The sequence below is a fragment of the Peribacillus sp. NJ11 genome (assembly GCF_030348405.1).
In the GTDB taxonomy this organism is placed as follows: Bacteria; Bacillota; Bacilli; order Bacillales; family DSM-1321; genus Peribacillus.
The window spans coordinates 2,299,680-2,324,682 of the sequence record NZ_JAUCFO010000001.1 but is presented as its reverse complement, the minus strand read 5'-3'; the positions used below and the strand labels follow the sequence as shown (position 1 = coordinate 2,324,682).

The 25,003-nt window shown below is 37.3% G+C and carries 18 protein-coding genes and 1 riboswitch; of the genes, 7 read left to right on the top strand and 11 right to left on the bottom strand.

All coding sequences use genetic code 11. From position 1 onward, the window contains the following. Positions 1 to 104 precede the first annotated feature (104 nt). Positions 105 to 335, top strand: a complete 231-nt coding sequence (locus QUF86_RS11470; RefSeq protein WP_289334413.1) for a hypothetical protein — start codon at positions 105 to 107, stop codon at positions 333 to 335. Positions 336 to 853: 518 nt separating this feature from the next. Next, positions 854 to 957, top strand: a riboswitch (purine riboswitch). Between the two features lie 178 nt (positions 958 to 1,135). Then, the gene (locus QUF86_RS11465) at positions 1,136 to 2,005 is read left to right on the top strand and encodes a 5'-methylthioadenosine/S-adenosylhomocysteine nucleosidase (RefSeq protein ID WP_289334412.1); all 870 of its coding nucleotides are present in this window, start codon (positions 1,136 to 1,138) and stop codon (positions 2,003 to 2,005) included. Between the two features lie 148 nt (positions 2,006 to 2,153). Here QUF86_RS11465 and QUF86_RS11460 read toward each other — a convergent pair whose 3' ends face one another. Beyond that, positions 2,154 to 2,519, bottom strand: coding sequence for a hypothetical protein (locus QUF86_RS11460; protein WP_289326276.1), 366 nt, complete (start codon positions 2,517 to 2,519; stop codon positions 2,154 to 2,156). 355 nt (positions 2,520 to 2,874) lie between these two features. Here QUF86_RS11460 and QUF86_RS11455 point away from each other — a divergent pair, with 355 nt between their 5' ends. Next, positions 2,875 to 3,816: an Abi family protein gene (locus QUF86_RS11455; RefSeq protein WP_289334411.1), complete on the top strand. Its 942-nt coding sequence runs from the start codon at positions 2,875 to 2,877 to the stop codon at positions 3,814 to 3,816. Between the two features lie 151 nt (positions 3,817 to 3,967). On the opposite strand, the gene QUF86_RS11450 is transcribed toward QUF86_RS11455, so the two are convergent. Continuing rightward, positions 3,968 to 4,693, bottom strand: a complete 726-nt coding sequence (locus tag QUF86_RS11450) for a ZIP family metal transporter (protein WP_289334410.1) — start codon at positions 4,691 to 4,693, stop codon at positions 3,968 to 3,970. 488 nt (positions 4,694 to 5,181) lie between these two features. Between QUF86_RS11450 and QUF86_RS11445 the strand changes: the two genes are divergently transcribed. Next, a complete protein-coding gene (locus QUF86_RS11445) occupies positions 5,182 to 6,924 on the top strand; it encodes a DUF262 domain-containing protein (RefSeq protein ID WP_289334409.1) in 1,743 nt (580 codons plus the stop codon). A 327-nt stretch (positions 6,925 to 7,251) separates the two neighbouring features. Here the strand turns inward: QUF86_RS11445 and QUF86_RS11440 are convergent, their stop codons facing one another. Next, entirely contained in the window at positions 7,252 to 7,590 is a 339-nt protein-coding gene (locus tag QUF86_RS11440) for a hypothetical protein (protein ID WP_057276953.1), read from the bottom strand. Positions 7,591 to 7,803: 213 nt separating this feature from the next. On the opposite strand from QUF86_RS11440, the gene QUF86_RS11435 reads away from it, so the two are divergent. Next, positions 7,804 to 8,298: a L,D-transpeptidase family protein gene (locus QUF86_RS11435; RefSeq protein ID WP_289336212.1), complete on the top strand. Its 495-nt coding sequence runs from the start codon at positions 7,804 to 7,806 to the stop codon at positions 8,296 to 8,298. A 72-nt stretch (positions 8,299 to 8,370) separates the two neighbouring features. Here QUF86_RS11435 and QUF86_RS11430 read toward each other — a convergent pair whose 3' ends face one another. From QUF86_RS11430 to QUF86_RS11415, 4 genes are all read right to left on the bottom strand, one after another. Further along, on the bottom strand, positions 8,371 to 9,825 hold the full coding sequence (locus tag QUF86_RS11430) for an Msr family ABC-F type ribosomal protection protein (RefSeq protein ID WP_289334408.1): 1,455 nt from the start codon (positions 9,823 to 9,825) through the stop codon (positions 8,371 to 8,373). A 488-nt stretch (positions 9,826 to 10,313) separates the two neighbouring features. After that, positions 10,314 to 11,915: a sodium:solute symporter family protein gene (locus QUF86_RS11425; RefSeq protein WP_289334407.1), complete on the bottom strand. Its 1,602-nt coding sequence runs from the start codon at positions 11,913 to 11,915 to the stop codon at positions 10,314 to 10,316. Continuing rightward, positions 11,916 to 12,056: a hypothetical protein gene (locus tag QUF86_RS11420; protein WP_289334406.1), complete on the bottom strand. Its 141-nt coding sequence runs from the start codon at positions 12,054 to 12,056 to the stop codon at positions 11,916 to 11,918. Positions 12,057 to 12,157: 101 nt separating this feature from the next. Next, the gene (locus QUF86_RS11415) at positions 12,158 to 13,933 is read right to left on the bottom strand and encodes a sigma-54 interaction domain-containing protein (protein ID WP_289334405.1); all 1,776 of its coding nucleotides are present in this window, start codon (positions 13,931 to 13,933) and stop codon (positions 12,158 to 12,160) included. 333 nt (positions 13,934 to 14,266) lie between these two features. Between QUF86_RS11415 and QUF86_RS11410 the strand changes: the two genes are divergently transcribed. Next, positions 14,267 to 16,225, top strand: coding sequence for an oxidoreductase (locus tag QUF86_RS11410; RefSeq protein ID WP_289334404.1), 1,959 nt, complete (start codon positions 14,267 to 14,269; stop codon positions 16,223 to 16,225). Between the two features lie 525 nt (positions 16,226 to 16,750). Here QUF86_RS11410 and QUF86_RS11405 read toward each other — a convergent pair. Then, a complete protein-coding gene (locus QUF86_RS11405; RefSeq protein WP_289334403.1) occupies positions 16,751 to 19,765 on the bottom strand; it encodes a DEAD/DEAH box helicase in 3,015 nt (1,004 codons plus the stop codon). Between the two features lie 575 nt (positions 19,766 to 20,340). Between QUF86_RS11405 and QUF86_RS11400 the strand changes: the two genes are divergently transcribed. After that, positions 20,341 to 20,754 (top strand): (deoxy)nucleoside triphosphate pyrophosphohydrolase, encoded by a 414-nt coding sequence (locus QUF86_RS11400; protein WP_289334402.1) that lies wholly within the window; start codon positions 20,341 to 20,343, stop codon positions 20,752 to 20,754. A gap of 5 nt (positions 20,755 to 20,759) precedes the next feature. On the opposite strand, the gene QUF86_RS11395 is transcribed toward QUF86_RS11400, so the two are convergent. The 3 genes from QUF86_RS11395 to QUF86_RS11385 form a co-directional block, all read right to left on the bottom strand. Next, the gene (locus tag QUF86_RS11395) at positions 20,760 to 23,570 is read right to left on the bottom strand and encodes a DEAD/DEAH box helicase (RefSeq protein ID WP_289334401.1); all 2,811 of its coding nucleotides are present in this window, start codon (positions 23,568 to 23,570) and stop codon (positions 20,760 to 20,762) included. A 525-nt stretch (positions 23,571 to 24,095) separates the two neighbouring features. Further along, the gene (locus QUF86_RS11390; protein ID WP_289334400.1) at positions 24,096 to 24,428 is read right to left on the bottom strand and encodes a hypothetical protein; all 333 of its coding nucleotides are present in this window, start codon (positions 24,426 to 24,428) and stop codon (positions 24,096 to 24,098) included. A 124-nt stretch (positions 24,429 to 24,552) separates the two neighbouring features. After that, entirely contained in the window at positions 24,553 to 24,981 is a 429-nt protein-coding gene (locus QUF86_RS11385; RefSeq protein ID WP_289334399.1) for an SMI1/KNR4 family protein, read from the bottom strand. Positions 24,982 to 25,003: the final 22 nt, after the last annotated feature.

Sequence of the window (25,003 nt, the reverse complement as noted above, 5' to 3'; positions counted from 1 at the left end):
TACGATTAGTTTTAATGTTAGGGATTCCGGCCTTCATGATGTGGCGGGGTTATAAAAAGATGTCAGAAGAAGAACGAAATGACCTGTAGACTGATTTTACGAGTATGCGTTTTATCGCTACATATGGTTTAGTCGCACTCAGTTTGATATTCTTGTTGGTCGAACCAATTTTTGAAAAGACATGGATGAAAGTGATTAGCGGCGTGCTTTTTTCTATTGGAATGATAGTGAGCAGTGTCTTTATATGGTTGAACGCTTCTTCAAAGTGGAAAGCAATGCTTGGTATCATCTCTTCAATGATCGCTTTAGCCATCTTTTTATGGGCGATTAACTAAATAGGATCACCCCTTTGCACCTATTCTTCTATCCTGTAATCATTTTTCGCCCTATTCATTAATGAACGAAAATTCCTCATTTTTCTATTTAAAAACATTCCAGTTGATTGGAACGGAAGGTACGAGACTCCTGCGGGAAAAACGTGTCCAAGGGAGACCCCGCAGGCGAGCGCCGAGGAGGCTCCCGGACCGCCCGCGGAAAGCGAGTGCCCTACGTTCCAATCAACGATCAGATTTACAAACCCTCAAAAAAACATTAAGAAAACCATAGTCTTGTTTTAAAATTATGGTTCATGATGAGACACTTCCGAATCTTCTATCTCTTCCTTTAAATTATACTATTCGAAAAGCATCCACATAATGATTGTGTCCAAGCCCCCACTAAAACCCCATTTACCTTTTAAGAAATTAGCGATTTTAACGAACTACGCCTCCTTAAACACGAACATTAAATTATATTTATATTTTAATGTTCACTTTTTTCATTGATTATCTATCATTTGTTTGTTATATTAGAAAAGTAATAATCGTAATTTACTCGTATATGCTCGGAAATATGGTCTGAGCGTTTCTACCTGGTTCCCAGTGAAAGAACTAGACTACGAGTTAAAGTATTCGGCTGCCCGCTTTCTTGAGCAGCTAATGATTTAGCATTATAATCATTTTGCTTAATCATCTATACTTTGACTATCGTAGGTCTAGAAGGCAGAAAACATTCTGCCGTTCTGGACCTTTTTCTTTGACCACAACTGCGAGTGTTTCAAACAATCGGATAATTTGTTTTTAAGGAGAGAAAAAACATGTTAAAAAAGTACACTCTATTAGGAATCATTACATTACTTTTCGTGTCGGTGATTGCAGCATGCAGTTCTGCTTCCAAAAATGAAACGGCCGAAAAAAAGACTCAAAGGCCTATCATGATTCAAGGTCCAATGCCGATCGAAGCTGAAAATTTCGCGAAAAGGTTAAAAAATGTCAAAGAAGAAAAATCTGGAGATTTTGTATTTTACATTGGAACTTTAGACAATTATCCTGTAATCGTTGCAAAAACAGGTAAAGGGATGGAAAACACAGCTGCCGCTACAGCATTGGCCATTGAAAGATATAACCCCATTGCCATCATCAATCAAGGGACATCAGGTGGACATGATCCAAGTTTAAACGTTTTTGATATTGTTTTAGGAAAAAGAACAGTAAACCTAGGTTCGTTAAAAACAGCAGATAAAGATGAAAACCAAGGAATCGATCCAACCATATGGAAACCAATGGATCTAATGGCTTCCGAAGGAAGTGCAGGAGAAGATCCTAATGCTGAAAAACCACGCTTCTATGAGGGAGATAAGGATTTACTCGCAGCTGCTCATGCAGTTAAAGATACCTACACAAAAGGTAAGGTTGTCGATGGTACTATCGGTTCTGCAGACGTTTGGAATAATGAAGTGGATCGGATAAAGTGGTTCCATACGAAATATGGTACATCTGTTGAAGAAATGGAAGGAGCTGCGGCAGCACAAATCTCCAAAGCTTACGATATTCCCTTCTTAGGTATACGAGTGCTATCCAATAATAAAGTGAATGGCGGTAAATATAACCCTAATACAGCAGCAGCCAATCAAGAATATGTTTATGAAGTAGTCAAAAAATATATCTCTGCGATGCCAAGCAAATAAGATCGGGCTCGGAGCATATAAAAGAATGAGAATTTTTTTGGTCAACTATCCCTATAATGAAATAGAAAAAGAGCACATATTATATACGATAATATGTGCTCTTCTTTTATTCGCGGATGCCCAAATTAACGGACTATTTTTTTTGTGGTTATATTGATTCTTCCTCGTTACAAAAGGTTAAACTGAGGCTATTCAATGTGTAAATTCTAGCGGTAAAAATGAATAAATCACTGTAGTTATTTTCTACGTATTCTTCAATTATGCCCATTCCTTTCCTGAATCTATCTACTAATAAAGTAGTGTAGTTTTCATCCCAGGTAAACCGATTGATTCGTTTAAGTTCATCGGCCAATACTTGAAACTTAAACTCCTCAACAAGAAGCTTTAATTGATACAATTTATCTCTATTTAAACAAAAGCAATTGTTTTCATTTTCATGATTTTCCCGAACGAATGTAATGAAACCATTTATGTTTTTAGCCAACATATTCGCTATTTGCATCTCGTAGTTCATTTCTCCATCACCTCAATTTCCAAAATCCAATATATGAAAAGTGTATGATTTGAAATGATATTTTAACACCAACAATTATTCTTTAAAGATAGATTTCCTTGCTATACTGAAAGTTCTAATGGAATATTACTGGTCATGATGACAATGACCATTACCGAGCCACCTCTAATTAAACTTGCTTTAATATTGATCGACAAGGTATTGCATACACAAAGAAACCTAGAACTCGCCCTCTAAATAGAAAAGCCTATTCGACATTTCCTTATTTTACTAATTTGTTCCTTGACATTATATATATTGAATGATAGGTTAAAAGTAACAGAACCCACCACGCCTCTTAACAATGCGGACCAAGGTGGGTCATTTTATTTATTCAAGGAGAAATGTATGTATTGATCCTGAAAAAGATAAGCCGACTGGAAAACTCCCCACTACGTATAAAGAACAAGTGGAATTATATAGGAGCAAAAATTTACATGTAGAGAATTCTGAAAATACAGAAAAAATATTACAAAGGATTAATTATTATCGTCTATCTGCTTACGGACTAACTTTAAAGGATCCAATTAATAATGATCAATATGTAAACGGAGCATCATTTAATAAATTACTATCATTATATGAATTTGATCGTAAATTAAGAGTATTGCTTATAAGTGTATTAGAAACTATTGAAATAGCCTTCAGAACTCATACTTCTTATGAAATTGCCCATAGATTTGGACCTCTGGGCTATAAAGATAAAGAAAACTTTATTAATGAAAAATTTCATAAAGAATCTCTGGATGAATTGGACAACTTAATTAAAAAAAGTCGTAAAGGTGAACTATTTATTCAACATCATTACAAAAATTATGATGGTAACATTCCTATTTGGGTGGCAATAGAAGTGACTCCGTTTGGCTTCCTGTCTAAACTATATCGAAATTTAAGCGAAGATGTAAAAAAACACATAGCAAAAATATATTATAACGTTCCTTATCTATACTTAGAAAGTTGGTTGCAAACATTATCCAATGTTCGAAATGTCTGTGCTCATTATGGACGGTTATACAATAAAAAGTTAACTTTTAAGCCACGCTTGTTTAAAGAAGAAGTAAAAAAATTTGATAACAGATTTACATTTGCTGCAATATACATTATTCAAAGATTATTGACCAAGGACGAAGGGCGAAGATTCATTACTAATATACACGCACTTATTTTAGAGTATGAAGATAGCTTGGAATTTTCACATATTGGGTTTCCCTCCAATTGGGATGAACTTTTATCTAAAATCAATAATCAAAAGTCTTAATTGTAAAAAGATAGGAATGATAAACTCTTACTAATAGACCCAGGTTTATAAAATTGGCTTTTTTCCACAACAGCTTTCTAATTCTCCATAAACTACTTCCCACACAAAAAAATGCCCCCTTTTCCAAGGGGACAATCTCACTTTTTCGTTATCACATCGAATCCAGAACCAAAGATACAAGCAGGCCGGCTGCAGTGAATATGCCCGTGATCGGTCCTCCGTCTTCATATGCTTCAGGCATCATCGTTGACGCAATCATGGCGATGATCCCACCGCCTGCAAAGGCTGCCATCGCTGCCAGGACATATTCCGGGGCATGATCGAGAAATAGATAGCCCGACATCGAAGATAAAGCTGAAATGAGCATTACGGAAAACCACAGCAGCATGATTTTCTTCTTTGAATAGTCACTTTTAAGCAGACCAGTTGTACTGGAGAGTCCCTCGGGGATATTACTGATGAAGATGGCAATGATCAATAGCCAGCTTACCGAGCCACCGCTTATTAAGCTTGCGCCGATCATGATCGACTCCGGTATGGCATCCATCACCGTCCCAATAAAAATGGCTAGGCCCGCTTCTTTTGAAGAGCTGTTATTGGACCGTTTCCTTTTATTCGCACCCTGTTTGGAAACAAGAATATCCAAGCCAGTAAACACGGCGGCCCCTGTTATGAATCCAATCGCCGTTGCCCAGATTCCTCCATCCCGCACCGAATCAGCAAGCAGCTCATATGCCGCTGCCCCTATCAATACTCCCGTACCAAATGCCATTATATAGCCAATGATGTTTTTCTTTATCGGAATGAAGATGGCGGCAAGTGCGCCAATCAGGACAGCAGAACCCGAAACCCCTCCCCAAAAGACCGCATTCCACATGCTACTCCCCCATTTCCTTTTTATAGGATAGTGTACCCTGGTTGATGTTGGGGTAAACGGTGATCCGGGAATAGAGGCCGTTAGCGTCTTTTTGCAAATTCCCTCAAAAAAAAGCAGTTATAAATCCCTGCCATGGTAGATGAGTATGAAAAAAATAGTAGAGCCGATCCGGTTATCCCATAAGGATCCTATGGATTGAGGCTCTGAATCTCTGCCTTTAACTCTAGTGCAATCGATTCATGGTATTTTTCTTTATTATTTAACATTTATTAGACTCCTTAGAATAAGTAAATATAGTTTAAAGTTACTTGTATTGTAGCTGTTTGTTCGGTAAGTTTTAAAATATTGGAGCCTTGTTGTCAAACAGTAATCTCATACATGAAGTTCGTTTTTGAAAAATTTGGAATGGAAATTTCTAAAAAAATTGATCCTGATTAAAATCTCCTCTACAATTATAATATTAAATTTAAAAATAGGGGAACTTCATAATGAGTATAAACAAACAGTTTCATTCAGATGGATTAGTTAATATCACTTCTTTATTACACGGACAAGATCGTTATAAAATTCCGATCATGCAACGTAATTATGTATGGAGTAAAGAAAATTTAAAGGAGTTTATTTCTGACATAAAAGACAGTATGGAAGAAGATAATGAACAAGATTATTTTATTGGCAGCATGGTATTTTCAGAAGATGACCCCAAAATTAAAATGGTCATTGACGGGCAACAGAGAATTACATCAATTACGCTATTAATTTCTGCAGCAATATATCATTTCAATAATGAAGGATTTACTGATTTTGTAAATTATTATCAAGGATTTTTAAAAACAAGTTATCCTGGACCAAATGGACAATTTATAAATACCTATAGACTTACACACCATACTAGAGATAATGATTTTTACAAAAAAATATTAGATTATAATCCAGCACAAAAATATTCAGTTAATTCCACTTCTCAACTAAATTTATTAAATGCTATGGAAACTTTAATTGAATCAATTGACCCAGCTAATGGTTTCCCTCTTAAAGAATTTATGGGTTATCTAACAAGTAAAGTTTACATCGTTTCTATGGTTTCTGGAAGTATAAATATGGCATTTCGTATTTTTGAAACATTAAATGATCGCGGTACAAAGCTTCAACCAGAGGATTTATTAAAAAACATGTTACTACGTGATCTAAATGATGATGAATACGATAGAGTCGCAAATATATGGGATAAATTCGTTAATTATCTAACAGATAGTAACGGAAGACCTATTGTAAACACATCTACATTCTTAAAACATTTTCTAATGTCAAAAGGATATTTAGTTCAGAAAAAGAATTTATATAATTGGTTTGAGAAACAAGTTTCTGATCCGGATAATAGTAAAAAACAAAAAACTTACAATTTAAAATCCTACTCTGGTGTTCTAACCTTAGTATCAGATTTAGAAGAAGCCGCTGCTATTTATTTAAAAACTTATGAGGGGAATATTAGTCCTTCTATTAATGCCTGCCTACAATTAGGTGTAAAACAAACCTATATTATAGCCTTAGCTGCTCACAAATTAAATAATGAGCTATCCCATGAACTATATAATAAACTAGAAACACTAATATTTAGTTATGTTATTTCCTCATCCCGATTTAATGAGTTAGAAAAGCAATTTCCAAGTATAGCAAAAGAAATACGAAAATCTCAAGGGCGGGATGTCCATTTTAATAACGCTATTAAAGGTCTACAAACCTTAATCGATGAAAAAAAAGAATTTGCCTTAAATTCTTTTGAAAGTTATAAATTAAAAGGTTCAGATAAGAAAAAAGTAATATATATTCTATCTAAACTTGCATCTTCTTTTGATGAAGCAGATTATTCTAACCTAACCATTGAGCATATAATGCCAGAAGATAAAAAAGATCATTGGGGATTTATTAAGGAAGAAGGCTCTGATTATAAGGCATTAGTTTCTAAAATAGGAAATTTAACTCTACTATCCAAATCTGATAATAGCTCTCTAAAAAATAAATCTTTCGAAGAAAAAAAAATAGTATATGAAAATCAATCGTCCTTTACACGCTCAATCGTTAAAAAAATAGAAACGGGAACAAAAAATACAAAGCACGACAAGGCAGTAAAACATTATGACTATGAGCCTGTCAAAGTATCTTGGAATAAAGAAGAAATAGATAGAAGATCCAAGGCATTAAGAAAACTCGCCGAATATGTTTGGTATTAAACCATTTAAAGCAGGTTAAAATTTGCTCAGAAAAAGAATATTTTCTATAAACAGGAACTCACAAAAAAGGTGTGAGTTCCTATTTAATTCATCACTTCTTATGAAATGGCTTACTACCTATAAGCATTACTGCAATTTAATTCTCCTAACTGCTAAAGGATGATGGAGAGCTTTGTATCTGCCAATCAAGATTGCGCTTTTTTGCAAATTCCCTCAAAAAAAAAGCAGTTATAAATCCCTGCCATGGTAGATGAGTATGAAAAAAATAGTAGAGCCGATCCGGTTATCCCATAAGGATTCCATGGATTGAGGCTCTGAATCTCTGCCTTATATGACTGATATTTGAGGCTTTCCTTCTTCTCTTTCACTAACCTTTTCAATTTTATCAACAAACATTTGGAAAACCTTTCTCTTCTCTTCCAGCTCTTTTATCGATTCTTTCAATTCGTTCAACTTTTGTTCAAAAGGTTTATGATAGAGCTCGCGGATGTTCCGAATAATTTCATCATTTATAGTGGATTGCACAACTTGTTTGGTGATATTGAATTTATAGGAATAAACCTGAAGGTCACGCTTAACTTCTTCATACTCTTTTTCTATCCCATTTAACACATCACTAATTTCTTCATTCCATTCAACTAAAGCCTTTTTCACATGTTCCTCCACCTTTGTTCCCCCTCTTTAACTAACAAAATCCGTCTCCATAAAAACTTATTTTATCAAAACTTCATTTCGGTTTCTTTTCTGCTTAGTTACTTAACAAATAAGTTTTATTAAAAAAAGATAACAGCCTGTCATAGTCTTGTGGCAGTTACGAAACACTTTTTAATAATTACATAGAATGTAACATGACAACTATAACATTTGGAGGTGTTCAGACTGATCCATACAGTTAAACCAGGTGAAACACTGACACAGATATCAAGGGACTATCGGAAACCGCTATCGGCAATCATCACTGCCAACCCGTCAATAAATCCAAATGTCATTTACCCTGGTCAACCCATTTTAATACCTGGTTTTCCTCCTGCCGATACCGTTCCATTTCAAATCGATGTGTCCGTTAACAATCGTAAGCTAAGGCTGCTAAAAAATGGAGTACTGCAAAAACAATATCCGATTGCCGTTGGAAGAATGCTGTTCGGTACACCAGTAGGACAGTTCATCATCATTAATAAAGCCCCCAACCCTGGAGGCCCATTCGGTACCATGTGGATGAGTTTATCAAAAGAACACTATGGCATTCATGGAACGAATGATCCCAGCTCGATTGGTAAAGCTGTCTCAAAAGGCTGTATTCGAATGCATAATCGGGACGTGGAGGAATTATCAAGAATTGTTCCAATCGGGACATTGGTTACAATTCATCCTTAATGTGTTTAGGGAATTATTATAAATAAGCCGACGAGATTTTCTCATCGGCTTATTTTGGCATTAATTTAAAAATTACACTAAAGTCAATTTTTTTGCATGAATTTTATACTGAAGATCGGCAACATGATTTATGAACGCTTGATCATGGGATACAAATATTATCGTCCCTTCATATGCCGCAATAAATCGTTCCAATGCTTCTATGGCAGTAATATCCAAAAAATTCGTCGGTTCATCTAATAGCAGAATGTTGTATTCCCCTAAGAACAACTGACAAAGTTGGAGGCGAATCGCTTCTCCACCACTTAAAGACTGAACACTTTTCAGAATATCCGTACCGACAAACTGCATCGAATGCAGGACGCTTCTTAAAAATCCTTCATCATATTCTGAGCGATTTCCCAAGAATTGCAGAACCGTTTCATCATTGGCAAATCTATAACTCATTTGACGGAAGTAACCAATTTTTGCTTTTGGAGAAAGCGCCAATCCTGCACCATTATTCGCAATATGGTGAAGCAAAGTACTTTTACCGCTACCATTGTTGCCTGTAATGGCTATTTTTTTACCGAGTGGCAGCTGGAAACTCACTTCATCTAATAATACTTTCTCTTTCACTTGAAGCGTCAATCGGTCTGCCATAATCGGGAACTTATTATGCAATTCCAATTGCTTCGACTGGCGAAATACGATTTGCCTTTCCTCTTGTACAGCTTCGACTTCCTGAAGTTTTTCCGCTCGATGCTCAATTGCCTTCGCTGCACGTTGTGCGGCTTTTTGGCTTGTGCCTTTCGATTTCGTCATAAACGACTTATTCGGTTTTGCATTCGCCTCTTTTTTTGACAATCTTCCAGCTTGAGCGATTTTTTCAGCTTTTTTCATTTTTTCCTGCGCTGCTTTTTCAAGTCGACTTCTTTCTTTAATGAATTGTTCATGAGCCTGCCTCTGTTGTTCACGTTGTAACTGCTTCTGTGCCATATACTCGCTGTAATTTCCTGAATATACGTGTACCTCGCCTTCATGTACTTCCCATATCGTTGTAACAAGTTCGTCCAGTACAGCCCTGTCATGACTAATTAATACAAGCGCACCATAGTAATAGCGTAATTCATCAAGTAAAAACGAAATGCCGTCCTGGTCCAAGTGGGTTGTCGGCTCATCGATAAGTAACGCTTCAAAATAGTGCGTAAACAATTGGGCAAGCTTCACCCTCGTTTGCTCACCGCCACTTAGCGATTCTGAAATTCGCGGAACTGCTAATCTTCCCAGTAACGCTGGATCTGCCTCTGCAACAGCAGGAGCTTCAACTTGCTCAAAATAGCCACGATCAACGTAACACTTTACTTTTCCGCCTGTCGGTTGAATTTCTCCAGCAAGTAACTTTAATAACGTACTTTTCCCTGTACCATTTTTCCCGACGATGCCAATGCGGTCAAATTGATGTACAGCTAATCTTTCAATCTTCAATATCTCTTTATCTAAATATGTCACTTCGACATTTTCTAATTCAAAACATATTTGTTCCATATTCGCTACCTCCGAAATTTGTGATTTCGTATCGATAGCTAGGATCGATACGAGCTTCTATTTCAAGCTCGCATCAAAAGAATAATAAAAATTGCAATATCCTTCCCTCCCACTTCATATTCATAGTCACCACTGACATAAGATCGTATCAATAGAAAAGTAACATCATCATGTAAAAATCCCTCCAAAATAAAAAAGTACACAGAAGGCTCTGTGTACTAAAAAACGGCATAGATATTCGGTAGAACGACAAAACTTCTACAACATACCTACCCTATACACACAGCAAATAACCCTTATGCAAAGTGGTTTTTTCCATAATATGTGTGTATATCAGTATAGTTGTAAAAATGCCACGTTTATCGCTCCTTTCAATTCTTGCCCCTATTCTAACCAGGATATTTCCAATAGTCAATTATTTTTTGTTTTATATAATAGATGATTAATTATCAGTAAAGAAATGGCAGGTATCTCCCCTGCCATTTCTTTCAATTCATATTCATAGGCCAATAATAAAACACCAGTGTAACCATGATGATCATGACGCCGCTGATCATTAAATAGGCTGGGTATCTGCGAGTGATAGTCATTTCTTTTTCCTCGTCTATTTCAATCGGGGTTTGAAGGATATTTGCCTGAAACTCCCTTTCTTCGATGGTAATTGTTCCATACTTGGAGCCAATGATAAGTGCGCCGATGCTTAGGATTAAACCGATGATTACAGGATTAAAGTATACAGGGAGGCTAATTCCGAACATGCCTAGGCTTTCTCCGAGTATCACGCCAAAGAATCCGAATACGATGCTCCAAAAGGCTCCTTCCTTCGTTACCTTCTTTGAAAATACGCTTGATATGGCAATCGGTCCCCATGATGCTGCAAATAATGTAGCCGCAAAGTAGCCGATCCACATGACGGCAGGCGGCTGGAATAATCCAATCAATAAGATGATCAAGCTGATTACGACCATGGAAATGCGGCTGGCCCGTAATAGATGGTGATCTGTATATTCCTTTTTCCGTGATTGTTCCATGATATCCCGTGTAATGCTGCTTCCTATTATCTGAAGGAAACTCGAACAGGATGATAATGCCGCAGCCATGATGCCGCTAACAATGATGACCCCAAGCCATGTCGGGACAATATTCATCGCAGCCCAAATGAATACCTTTTCCGTCGGGGCAATATCCGCTTTGATGGTGGTGATTGTCGATATGCTGATATGGAGGAACAAATAGACGGTCAAAATGGATATGGTTGCCCAAACGCCGGCACGGATCGCTACGTGTTCATTTTTTGCCATTAAATATCGGCTGCTTTGCCACGGGCTCACTGCAATGACAATGCCCCAGACCAAGCCCATGATGACTGCCCAGGCCAATGCTTCCAAAGGAGTGCCCATCGTTGCGGCAGATCCGGTAATGCCATGCCAACTTAATAAATCAGGTCGTTCAGCCAGGTTTGCCGCTTTAGTAACGGCATCAGGGAAACCGCCTGCGGATTTGATAATATAAGGAAAACTAAGATACGTTGCGATTGAGAATAAAAAGAACATCACGGTATCATTCACCATGACCCCCTTCGCTCCTGAGAGAATGGTAAAGGATGAATACACCACCCACATGATCACCAATGCCATTGGATAGGAAACACCAGAAACCTCGGCCAATAAAACGGCTGCCCCTTGAGTAACGGCAACCAAGTATGCAGAGATTCCGAGAATCGTCGTGATGGCAGCTGCCAGTCTTACCTTCTTTGAATGAAAGCGGTTACCAAAAAATTCAGGAACCGTCAATGATCTGCTTCTTCTTAAATACCTGCCAAACAGGAATACTCCGAATATATAGCCGCTTGCATTAAAAATAACGAGGATAAGCAGCAGGATCGGATACCCTTCATAGGAAAATCCCGCCTCTCCCATGAAGGATACCGTGCTTAAGAAAGATGCAACAAGCGTGCCAGTTATCATCAATGTGTTCCCACTTCGTCCAGATACATAATACTCCTCTGAACTTTTCACTTTCTTGAATAAAAAAATGCCGATCGAGACATACACACAAAAAGATATGATAATACCAAGTAGAAAGGCCATTTACATCCCCACCTTTTCAATCGGATCTTTTTCTTTTATTTCCTCTTGATTTCTTTTCATTTTTATCAGGAAAACCTTCGTGACCCACCCCATGACAATTAAGGAACCCCCATAACTTAAAGAGAAAATTAACTCACCCATTTCTTGACCCCCTTATCAAAATAGAAATAATCAATAGTTTAATATGCAATATCCGTACCAAGTTTTTGAATATTCAGATTTCATAAGAGGTTAATAAATATTTATTTATCGTCATGATAGGTAAATTGGTATTTGCCAAGTTTGCGCATGACCGTCGTTTGACTAACTTCCAGGGCCTTGGCCATTTTCCGGGTTGATTTATATGTAGAAAGGGCCTGTGACAATAATTGCTTTTCCGTTTCCTCTAACGCTTTTTTCAAGGGAATGATTCCTGTTAAATTGACCAGTGCCGTATCTTTGTAGGTTAATTCGGAAGGTAAATCCTCTATCGTTACGATAGGTTTTCTCGCCGTCACGACAATTTGTTCAATTACATTTTCCAATTCCCGAACATTACCCGGGTAATCCTGCAGCTGCAGAATTAACTTCGAATGATCATCGATACTGATTGATTGACCGTATTTCTCATTGAATTTCTTCAGAAAATAATCGGTTAATAAAAGGATATCTTCCTTTCGCTCACGCAGCTGCGGTATTTCCATTGGAACGACATGCAACCGGTAATATAGATCTTCGCGAAACTGATTATTCTTGATCATTTGCTTCAAGTCTTTATTCGTGGCGGAGATAATACGAATATTTACCTTTCTCTCCTTGGTACCTCCCACCTTCATGAATGTTCTGTCCTGAACCAGATGCAGGATTTTCACTTGAATGTCGAGCGGCATTTCCCCGATTTCATCCAGAAACAACGTTCCGCCATCAGCACTCTCAACAAGTCCTTGTTTCCCGTGCTTATTAGCTCCCGTAAAAGCACCGCTTTCGTAACCAAACAGCTCGGATTCAATTAAAGCGGATGGAATCGCGCCGCAATTAACTTGAATGAATTTCTTATCCTTTCTATTGCTGAGATCATGAATGATCCTTGCTAAAACCCCTTTCCCGACCCCGGTTTCACCATGGATGAATATCGATGAATCCATTGGGGCGACTTTTTCAGCTAACTCCAAAACCTTTATCATCTTATCGGAATTTGTAATGAAGTTATTGAACGAAACGGTTCTCTTGCCATGGGAATTTTCATGCTGGGCCCGCTGGTTCCTAAGATTCACTCTGTTCAATTTACTCTTCATCTCAACCAATTCCGTGATATCCCTGGAATTCGAAACAATTCTATATAAGTTCCCCTCCTCATCAAAAATCGGCTTCGCTGTGCAGAATACAGTCAACCCATGTGGATAGGTTTGTTCCGCTGAATGGATCGCTTTCGTTTTCATTGTTTTTAATGTAACCGAATTGACGATAAGTCCCTTTTCAACCAACTCTTTAATGTTCTTATTAATAAAGGCCTCCGGCGGCAGCCCTGTAAGCTTCTTGCACGCTTCACTCACGAATAACGTGTCCCCGTTTGCATCCGTTACGAAAATTTCATCATAGCTGGAATGCAGGATTTGCGTTAGCTCTTTCACCTTCCTTCTTGTCACCTCCAGCTCTTCATTTAGGGATTCATTTAGACTTATTAAGCTCTTAATCTTCTTTTTAAGCAGTATTTCCCTGACTTCATGAATCGGATAGCATCTATATTGGTTATCGCCATGTTGAATCACAAAATCATAGGTACTCATATCCTCTTCACTTAGCCTAACTAAATTCTCTACAACGACAAACGATGTATTAAGAAAAGCCGTGATTTCCTGATTTTGACCCTCACTATCCAACCTCTTCAAAAAGAAACCTTCATCTAATATGCCGAGGATTTCCAAGTGATTTTTCATGACAATAAAAGGCGAGGAATGAATTTTCAGTAATGCTTTTACATCCAAAATAGAAATATCGGAAAATACAATTAGTGATTCTTTTTTTACTTCCGTATCCACATAATCACCCCACATTTTGATTTCGAACCGAATTTGTTACACTTTTTGGTGCGCAAAAAAATAAGTGACCCTTTCATTAGCAACGAATGTCCATCTATCAACCAATCTAATGCTGAACCTATTATGAATCACCACTTTTCAAAAAAGGTTCAGTTATCTATATAAAATACTCGATTCATAGGCCATACCCTTCTTATAAAAGTAAAAAAACGATGATGAACCCAAATTCCCCACCGGCATGATTATTGCATATTGAACCTATATAGGGATAGGTAGAGGGTGGATTGTCCTCTATACTCTCATTCTATCTAAAATTAGGGAGTGGTCATGATCATGGCTCAATTCAAGAATCTGTTTACCCAATTAACGATCGGTTCTACTGAATTAAAAAACCGGATCTTAAGTACAGCACATCAAACAAATCATGTCACGGACGGAATCCCCACTTCGGATATGGTGGCCTATCATGAGGCCCGCGCTAAAGGGGGCGTCGGATTGATCATCCTTGAAGCAGCATCTGTACATCCATCCGGCATGCTTACGTCCAAAACAATCGCAGGATATGACCAAAAAATTGTTCCTGCATACAAAGAGATTTCCGACATGCTCCATAAATATGGAACGAAGGTTTTCTCCCAGCTATTTCATGGCGGAAGGGAAGTCGTATCGAGCGACTACCGAAATGCAGCATGGGCACCATCCGCCGTTCCCAGCCTGCGCTTCGGCGTCATGCCAAAGCCCATGAGCTTAGAGGATATTGAAGGAGTGATAGAAGGGTTCGCCCATTCAGCACAGCTGGCAAAGGATGGTGGACTTGATGGAGTCGAAATTTGCTGTTCACACGGATACCTTCCTGCCCAGTTTTGGTCGCAGCATACAAATAAGCGTACCGATCTCTATGGCGGGTCATTTGAAAATCGGATGCGATTCATCGTGGAAATATTGGAGAAAGTATGGGAAAGAGTCGGGGAAGACTTTACCGTTGGCATTCGCATGAGTTCAGACGAACTGACGATGGACGGGACAACGATGAAGGATTCCGTGCAAATCGTTGAGTATCTCGCGGAAAAGGTTCGATTGGATTTCATAAATGTCACAGCCGGGGATTCAAGTACCTTCGAGGGATCAACACATATCGTGCCGCCATCACCGATAAAGCACGCTTACCTATCACCACATGGCTTCAAAATCAGGATGGCAGGAGCCGTACCGGTCTTTGTCGGGAATAGAATCGTGGACCCTGTTGAAGCGGAACAGATCGTATCGACCGGAAAAGCCGATGTCGTAGGAATGACCAGGGCCTTAATCGTCGACCCAGACATGCCAAACAAAGCAAAAAACGGCGACCTGCAAGCAATCGATGCATGCATCGGCTGTTTACAAGCCTGTATCGGTCACTATCATAAAGGACTGCCAATTGGCTGTGTCCAAAACCCAACAACAGGTAAAGAAGCATGGATTTTACCAGAATTAAAGAAAACGAGAAACAAACAGAATGTCCTAGTGATTGGCGCCGGACCCGGCGGATTACAAGCCGCCATAACAGCGGACTCACTCGGTCATTCCGTTACATTGATCGACCAAAGTAAATCAATTGGCGGCCTGCTCCGCACCATGCGCAAAGCACCCATGCGTCATGAACTAGCAGAATCCATGCTCGATAACTACTCCCGGAAATTAATGAGAAGCAACGTGAATCTGCAATTAGGCAAAACGGCCACTGTCCAAGAAATAGCCGAATCGAAACCGGACGCCATTATCTGTGCAATCGGCTCACGGCCCTATACACCAGCCATCGAAGGAATGGATGACCCACGGATCATCATGAGTGATGACCTTTTCAGCTCAACTAAAAAAGTTGGGGACAACGTATTAGTATTCGACTTTGGCGGTGACTGGCCTGGCATGGAAGCAGCCATTTACCTAGCCGAAAAAGGCCACCAAGTGACACTTATATCATCACGACTGCACGTCGGTGAAACCGTCCACCAATATCTCAGGAATGAATACCTAAAAAAACTATACAACCTAAACGTCACACTGCTTCCCCATTACGATATCGGGGCAATCAAAGATGATCACGTTATCATCCGGAATCTATTCACCCAACAAAAAGAAGAACTAACCAATTGGGACTCCATCGTCCTCTCCCTTGGCCGCATTCCCAACACAGAACTATTCGAGGAAATGAAAGGCCATGCTCCCATCGTGAAACAAATAGGAGACTGTCTTGGCCCACGTACCATCGAAGAAGCGACGCATGAAGGGATGATGAGTGCTATTAGTTTATAAGGGGAAAGAGACATTCCTTTTGTGTGGGATGTCTCTTTTTTTTGATGATATAGGTTAGGCATTAGTGGCTCATTGGTTTAATAAAAGAAGGCTGCCATTGCTGCCATTATAAATTCCGGAGCACTCTGTCTCTGTTAAGTAATTATGAAAGACTTCTATATTAAACTATCATTTAAACTCTTTAAAAAGGCATCTAATCCTTCTTCTGTAATTTTTTGATTAAACTTATTTAACTAAATTGATCAGAAATCGCAATTTCCCTTGATAAACCAGGACTTATTTTATTTAATTAACCTTCTTCACCCTAGCGGCGTAGAGGTCAGCGGTTCGATCACACTATGCTCCATATAAAAAGGAAGCGGGGAATCCTTGATATATAAAGGTTTCCCCTTTTTATTTGTTTCTGTCTTGCATCCAATCAATCTGTCAAAATCACCTTTTGGTCACTAAGAACCTATGTATGGACACCTTACTTTTAAACATTCTAAATTAATTTCAAATGAACAGTTAAAGGTTTATATAACTTTAAATACGTTTGGCTTGTTCAACACACTTCAATTTTAAAGCAAATTCTCTATAATTCTTCTTGTTGCCTAATCGCTTGATATCACCAACTAAATAAAATTCTTGCTTTGCGCGTGACACTGCTACATTGAGTAGGTTTGGCTTCTTGCACGACCAATCCGCTGCGGTGTCTGATTGTTCATCTGTTCCAACAACAAAATACACAATGTCCGCTTCCTTCCCTTGGAACGCATGTACAGTCCCAATGGACTTTTCAATCCATTTATTTAGCTTACTAGTATCTACATTCGTTAATTCCGTTTTCAATTTAGCCTTCAATAATTTAATAAGCTCCGTTTTTACCTTTGTAAAAGGCGTAATTACAAAGACATCTGGAAAGGTAGTTGTCTCTTTCGTTGATGCCTGAATCTGATGGAAATGTTGTTTAATTTTTTCTAGAACAAATTGTCCTTGTACCTTAACGTAATGCTTATCGGTTGCTACACCGTGACAGTCATACCAAACGCCAACACTTTGATCAGAGTCTTTAGCGAGCACCATTTTATTGCCGTACGCAATTTCATTGGCAATGGAAAACATCGGATTGGCACAGCGCCTATGCACCCAAAGTGGAATCCCAATGCGTTTATTATTATCGGTAAATGTCCCAATAGGGTTGGCCAAATCAGCTAAACTTTGCACGGAGGAATCCAGACTTAAATAATGATCTTCAACTTTAAAACGACCTCGAACATCATTTAAAATCGTCGTATCAAGTGTAATAACAGGCTCGATTTGAATTGGGTCTCCTACAATGACTGCATTTTCAGAACGCCATAAAGCACCTGCCGCTTGCTGTGGTGTCGCCTGACCGGCTTCATCAATAAATAAGTACGAGATGAAATCCTTATCAATGCCCTTATACATTTGAGAAAAGCTAGCAAACGTCGTACTAACAATCGGTGTTATTAGATGCACTACATCCCACATATTTTCAAGCTCACGAATACCCTCACTCGTATTTAAATCGACCTCGCTGCGATCGCCAAAAATCTTAAGCGGACGTTCTAACGCCTTAACGTTATATACAAGGAATAGCTTGTGAAGCTTTAAGGCCTTTATAAATAATAACCCACGTTTAAAGTTTAGCGAATCCGTCTGCCAAATAATATCCTTTTGACGCTTTTCATAAGCTTCGATTGTCCAATGTGCATTGGTTGAAAGCTCTAATCGCTCCTTTTCACACGCATTTTGCATCGTGACAAAGTTTTGTCGCTGCTGCTCAAGCTTTTGCTGCTTCTGAACAAGCTGCTTCAATTGCTGCTCTAAAGCTTCATAAGTCGCTCGCTGTTCATACTCTAATTGGGACAAACCTGCCAGTTCTCGCTCAAGAGAACTCTTTTCATCATTCTCTTTATTGAATAGCCGCTTCAAAAATGTCAGCTTAGGTAGCAGCTGTAACGCTTGTGTCTTTTCTTTTATACGTAAGGAAATGTTATGAAGATGTTGCTTTGTCACCTTCTCTTGCTCTGCGTATTGAAGTTTAGCCGCTCTAAGACGCTCTAGTTGTACATCAAAATCAGGCGATTTGTTTAGCGTTTCAATATATTGCTGCAAGGATCGCTTGTCACGTTCAATGTCTTGATATAAAATTTCAAATTCCTCCACTGCCTCCGACCATGACGATGGTGGTAGCTTTTCTACTTCTGCATTCAATAAATTCGTAAATGTATCCACTTCCAATACATCTGCTACTTGTGTATGGTTGCTTTTCTTGCCAAGCGCTACTGATATCGGTGCAAAAATAACATCGTTTGATTTCTTCGCATCATATAGACCAAACACTAATTGTTTTGAAAGCTCTTGAAAAAACGCTAGCTCTTTAATTTCTGTTGAATAATCATTGTCATTTGGACATTTTGGGTTTAATTTTAATTCCGCGAATTTCGGCAAGTCCTTTGAAATATTTTCAACCGCTCCATTATTACTCGAAGCAATAACCATTTTAAATTTCGTTAACGACTTCTTTAAAAATAACTTACTTCCTTCAAATGCTTGCGTCGGGTCAGCAAACTTCGCCATTTCTGTTGCACGGGCCACTATTATTTGCGCGAAAATATCCTTCAGTAGTGTCGTTTTTCCTGTACCTGGTGGGCCATTCACTGAATTAACCTTTTCGTTCTCATTAACAATTTGATTCACCGCTACTTGCTGCATTAACGATAAACGATACTCATTTGTCGAAGGCCAGCGCCCTACTGGCAAGTTTTTCGGTTGGATCATATTTTCAATGGCAGATCGATTTTCATTAATATTAACAGCTAATTGGCGACCTTCTAGAAATTGCTGCAGCGTCTCATTTGGCTTACGGCGCAAGATACGCTCTAAATCACCCGTATAAAAGCTCGTGAAATTTTTCAACTCCAGCCGCTCATCTTTTTCTATAATGGCGATTTCAATATAATGCTGTGCATCCTGGATCGGTTGAGTTGAAAGTCTATACATTGTTTCCTCATATTTCTTAAGAAGCTTAAGAATGCTTACTTCATTCACGCCGTCTGTAAAGACCGAATTCGCAAACTCTTCCCATTCTTTCATCATTAAAAAATGCTGTTCCGAAAAAGTATCAGTCTCATAGTCTCCCTTATTAACCAATTCCGTAATTAATAGCTGAAGAGGAGGGATAAATAGCGATTCTTCTATATATTCACCTTTCTGATTTACCGAAAATGTCATACTAAAATTTTTATTCCAATTGGCGTTAATAATTTCATCTTTGATTCCAAACAGCTTTCGAAGAAGCTCAATTAACGTGTTTTGAACATAACAATCTAGATAATAAGTAAACACAAGGTGATCTTGTTCAGGATCCGTTAGCTCAACTTCATTCCATAACTGCTCTCTAAGCTTCGTTTGGCAAACGCGTTGTTGCTTTTGTGTTTTCATACGTTTTCCTAATTTCATGCCCGGTATAGTTGGCACTGCGCCAGGCGTCAAATTCTCAACAAAATGCCAGGCTTTTAGTATACCTTCCATAATCGACAGCTCCCTTCATCCTGTAATAATTCTCGATTATATCATGATAATAAATTAATTTTATCCATTAAACGGAAAAATTACCAATGGGATCAGATAAAATAAAATGTCACTAAACTATGACATTACCTGCTATATATGCAAGCACGTTTCTCTTATACTCTTTTTTATCCGCACCTATTTTTGGAAACAAGGAAATCCCAACCCATAAAGCACGAAGGCCCCTGCTATAAAACCTACCAGCGTCGCCCAGTTTCCTCTATCTCGTACCGAATCAACAAGCAATTCATAAGCTGCCGCACCAATCAATACGCCCTTTCCAAATGACCTAATATAGCCAATGTTATTTCTTTATCGAATAAAGAGGGTAGCAAGGGCACCGAGCAAGACCGCAGAACACGAACCCCCTCCCCAAAAGACCGCATTACACATCTTTTTCCTTAATTTCCTTTTTGTGGATAGCACCCGGGTTGTTCTTGGGGTAAAGAGAGGAGGACAGTTTTCTTGACTCTGTAATTTATTCCCCCCCTTAATCATGATATTATTTATTCATAGCAAACCTATAGGAGGATAACATGAAAAAGCAAGTTAAAGTAGTTGCAGCTATTATTGAAAATGAAAATGATGAAATACTATGTGCGTTACGCTCTCCAGAGATGAGCATCCCGAACATGTGGGAATTCCCAGGTGGAAAAGTAGAAAAAGGGGAAGATATTTTTACCGCTTTAAAAAGAGAGATTGATGAAGAGTTACAATGCAAGGTTGAAACAGAGACTTCAATCTTTAATGATAATACGCATGAGTATGAAACCTTTATAATTAATTTATTGTCAATAAAATGTAGAATTATTGAAGGTACCCCAACTGCCAATGAACATTCTAAACTCATATGGTTAAACCGAGAGAATTTAGGCTCTTTAAAATGGGCCCCTGCTGACATTCCAGCTGTGGAACAATTAATCAATGAAAAAAATAGTCTTCTCAAATGAGAAGACTATACTCTTTTAGTGAACTCAGTATATAAACTAGCCGGAACTTCATTCTCTAATTCCATTGTAACGGTAATGGGCTTTTCCCCTTCATATTCCACGGTGTTACCCTTCCCGATATAAATATAAGGTTCTGTCTTTCCATCTATTTCTTTATACTTTCTAATAAATAAATGTAAATGTATCCCTCTATCCTGGTTGAATACAATATTTTTTCCTCTCTCAGAACTTGGGGCTGTACTATTTGGTGTCTGCCATTGAAAAATGCGTTCGTTTATAAATTCATCGTGGTAATTAATGCTCTCTTTAATATCCTCTTCCTTGTGTAAATCAATAAATAAGAAATAGTCATTTCCATTTGAAAGTAGACCAGAACCCCTAAAAGCACTATGACTTTTGCGATAATTTGATAGTAATGCAGCATCACCCATTTGATATTGCTCATACAGCTTCAAATGTGGCACACCATAGTAGTCTTCTTTAAATTCCTTTTCATATCTAAAGATTCCATAAATAATAAGATCTTCTATATATGTTCTATATTCTTCATTCTGTAGAACCTTTTGATAAGAAGCTGTCTTAGATAAATGACCATCTTCAAGAGTAAATAACTTAAAGTTCCTCTTTTTCTGACCAGGATCATAGAAATCCTGATTTAGACACTGAAGGGCATGCAATATGCTATCTTCATCTACCTCTTTAACCAATTTCAATATCTCATGTTTTGCGGTATCTAAAGAGATCTCATCATGGTCCAATAGATATTTAGCAATAGCAAATTCATACACTCGCTTTAGAGGTAACTTACTCGATAATTCCCTTAATACCCCTTCAAAAGCTTCGTCTAGTAATAGCCTTTTCAGTGAATCTTCTTTTTCTACTTTTGCTACAAATTGCAAATATGTTTTATCGCGATTAATAAACTTAATCGGATCTGGAGCTCCATCAAATTTCATATAATCCATTAATAATAAAGGAATTTTACCTTGATTCATTTTTTTAAATTCAAAATACTCTTCCTTCAAATACTTCAAAGAATTAAAGTTTTCCTTATCAATCTGCGCTAATATCCGTTCTTCAGAGATTTTATCCATTTGAATATGCGTACAACCTGGAATATTTGCAAAGCCAGTCGCTATAGCAACCTTTAAGCTTTCTTTATCATAATAACGGCTTCCATTTAATGCGATGGCAATCAAGAAGGTTTTACTATGGTTCCCGATAAAATCAAGTACGGTTAGGAAACTCTTGTCTTTATGTTTACGAAGTCCTCGTCCTAGCTGTTGAATAAAAACAATCGGAGAATTTGTAGGTCTTAACATTAATACGGTATTTACAGAAGGAATATCAACACCCTCATTAAAAATATCAACCGTAAAAATAAATTCTAAATCATCATGGTCTTCTTCTAACTTATTTATATAATGTGATCTCAGCTCGACTGAGTCATTTCCAGATAAACAGATACTTTGAATACCTCTACTATTAAATTCTTGTGCCATATATTGTGCATGTTCAACGGTTACGCAAAACCCTAGACCTTTTCTTTTTTCACCGTCATGGCCATAAAAATTCATATTCTTAATAATAAAGTCGACTCTCTCGTTAACCTTTAATCTCTTCGTTATCTCCGCTACATCGTCAATATCTACATCACTTAAATCAATTCCCTCAATGTCAGTAATACCAAAATAATGAAAGGGAATAACCAGTTCATCCTCTAAAGCCTCATGTAAACGAACTTCCAAAGCAACATTATTATCAAATAGGTCAAAGACATTCTGTTGATCGCTTCTCTCTGGAGTAGCTGTCATTCCTAATGTGAATTGTGGGTCGAAATATTCTAGTACAGCTTGATAACTAGGACTTGTTGCATGGTGTGCCTCGTCAAAAATAATATAATTAAATTCGTCTCGTTTAAATTCCTCGTAACATTTAGACAAAGTTTGTATGGTGGAGAAAATATAATCAGCATTTTTTTGCTTTTGATTCCCAGTCAGTAACCCAAATGTCAGTTTTTCATTCGGAAGGAGCTTTTCAAAGGTCTCTTTTGCTTTTTTTAATATTTCTTCTCTATGTACAATGAACAGTAATCTTTTAGGCTTGAATCCCTTTACGTCAAAAGCAGACATATATGTTTTACCCGTACCTGTTGCTGCTATAACGAGAGCTTTCTTTTCCCCAAACGATCTAATTCTCTCAAGGTTTTCAACCGCACGTTTTTGCATGTTATTAGGAATGATATATTCAGAGCTTTCATAAATAAATTGGTGTGTATTCGTATAGCCCTTTAATTTACTCAAAAACTCTTCATACTTACTAATAAAATTGTCATCCGCAACGACGCTACTATTCCATAATCCATCATATTCCTTTAATACATCTTTAAGAAATTGAGCATCCTCTTTAGCAATAATCTCAACATTCCACTCAATATTACTCTTAAGGGCGCTTTGAGTAATATTCGAAGAACCAATAATCACCTTATAACTATCCTTAAATTCAAAAATATACGCTTTCGTATGAAAACCAATCGCCTTATCTGTTTCAAAAATCTTCAAATGGATATTACTAAACTCATTTATTTTCTTTAAAGCCTTCGCTTCAGTAAAATTCAGATAAGTAGAAGTAATAATCTTTCCCTTTACTCCCCTTTTCTCCGCGTTCTTGAAAGTATCCAACAAAAGTTGAAGACCACTATAATTAATAAAAGCTACACTGAAATAAAACTTTTCACACTCATTTATAGAAGAGATTAATTCATTTAATAGATTACCCTTGTCTGAATTGACAATTAGCTTTTTCTCGATGATCATAGCTAGCTCCTGACTTTGGTTATATATATAAGGGATTTTCAGATGTAATTTCAATAACTCGTAAAACAATAATACAGTACTCTGGCTTGTTTCTTAAAGCGATGGTTTCTCTTCAACTATTTTATCAGATAGGAAAATATATTCTATTCTTACTTCATCAAGTAGTTCTAGTAAGTCTTTAACTTTTTCTATATTACATATTTCTTAAAAGACCATTTTTGTTGTTATATTTTTAAATATTTATATTTATCGAATTATCCTTAATTGTTATTATTCCCTAACACCAAGAGACGTTAAAAAACCCCTACAATAGACCATCTATTGTCTGTTTCAATTCTTCATATGTACTTGGTTGAGCTATTTTTTTTAGTGAATTTAAAGATATTGTTTTTTGATGGGGAAAATGCATATCCAAGTCTTTAGTTAATGCAACGTAAAATTCCCATTGTGTCATATTTAAGGGTTCAATTAATTCTAAGTTTTTTTCTTTAAGTAAACAAAAGACATATATATCTGCATTCCGTTTTATGGTAGGGCTATATTTATTTGTTTCATAATCATATTCTTTTTTTGCCCCAATACTAAAACTGATGTTTGAATATTTTCCTTATGCCATGCTTGGATATATGCAGAAGATTTCACCTCAATTTTCATGCCTTTATAAACTAAATCAAATGCGTCCCATTCAACTCGTAATTGATTTAAACAGCCAAGAGCCGTTCCAATTAAAAACTCAGCAAAAATTCCCCTTAGGTTGTTTGTTAATATTTTTGAAAATCCCCATTGCCAAAAATCTAAAATAGTATGGTCTGTTCCTAATATTGGGGTTTCTGATTTAAGAGGTATATCATTATTCAATTATAACCACATCCTTTTATACAAATTTCAGAAACTACGTTTCCTTATAATTTTCTATCCCCAATTAATTTCCACATAAACCTAAAGGCATGTCCAATTAGATGAATCGGCAGAACTTCTTCTACTAGCAGTTAAAATATGCTTTCACAAATTCATAAAATGTAGGCCACGTTTCTTTTAATTCTCCTTTTAAAAGCAGCTCATCTCCGCCCTCAAAATTCACCGTATAGACTTTATCCGTTAAAGTATCAAGCACTAATACAGCATTTGCTGACATTTCACTTAAAATCAAATACTTTTTCGGAAAGCCATGCTCTTTTCGGCAAATAAATGTATATGATTCAATATTATTCTCTTCATCTACGATATCAAGTAACTCAAAAGGTACAAACTCTTCCCAAAAAGGTCCAGCATAATAATAATAGAATTCACGGAATGTATCTGATACATCTACTTCTAAACTATCTAAAGCCTCGTTTACTTTACTTTTGTCTTCACGTTTAAATATGTCTTCTCCAAGAACTTGAACTAATTTCTCAGGCAAATTGCTCATTTTTAATTCCCTCCTAAAGTTT

Bases quoted from the DNA above. Each gene is read 5' to 3' on its own strand.
- QUF86_RS11400 (WP_289334402.1), top strand. From the start codon at position 20,341: ATGAAAAAGCAAGTTAAAGTAGTTGCAGCTATTATTGAAAATGAAAAT.
- QUF86_RS11465 (WP_289334412.1), top strand. From the start codon at position 1,136: ATGTTAAAAAAGTACACTCTATTAGGAATCATTACATTACTTTTCGTG.
- QUF86_RS11430 (WP_289334408.1), bottom strand. From the start codon at position 9,825: ATGGAACAAATATGTTTTGAATTAGAAAATGTCGAAGTGACATATTTA.
- QUF86_RS11405 (WP_289334403.1), bottom strand. From the start codon at position 19,765: ATGGAAGGTATACTAAAAGCCTGGCATTTTGTTGAGAATTTGACGCCT.
- QUF86_RS11445 (WP_289334409.1), top strand. From the start codon at position 5,182: ATGAGTATAAACAAACAGTTTCATTCAGATGGATTAGTTAATATCACT.
- QUF86_RS11425 (WP_289334407.1), bottom strand. From the start codon at position 11,915: ATGGCCTTTCTACTTGGTATTATCATATCTTTTTGTGTGTATGTCTCG.
- QUF86_RS11395 (WP_289334401.1), bottom strand. From the start codon at position 23,570: ATGATCATCGAGAAAAAGCTAATTGTCAATTCAGACAAGGGTAATCTA.
- QUF86_RS11420 (WP_289334406.1), bottom strand. From the start codon at position 12,056: ATGGGTGAGTTAATTTTCTCTTTAAGTTATGGGGGTTCCTTAATTGTC.
- QUF86_RS11385 (WP_289334399.1), bottom strand. From the start codon at position 24,981: ATGAGCAATTTGCCTGAGAAATTAGTTCAAGTTCTTGGAGAAGACATA.
- QUF86_RS11410 (WP_289334404.1), top strand. From the start codon at position 14,267: ATGGCTCAATTCAAGAATCTGTTTACCCAATTAACGATCGGTTCTACT.
- QUF86_RS11470 (WP_289334413.1), top strand. From the start codon at position 105: ATGCGTTTTATCGCTACATATGGTTTAGTCGCACTCAGTTTGATATTC.
- QUF86_RS11460 (WP_289326276.1), bottom strand. From the start codon at position 2,519: ATGAACTACGAGATGCAAATAGCGAATATGTTGGCTAAAAACATAAAT.
- QUF86_RS11450 (WP_289334410.1), bottom strand. From the start codon at position 4,693: ATGTGGAATGCGGTCTTTTGGGGAGGGGTTTCGGGTTCTGCTGTCCTG.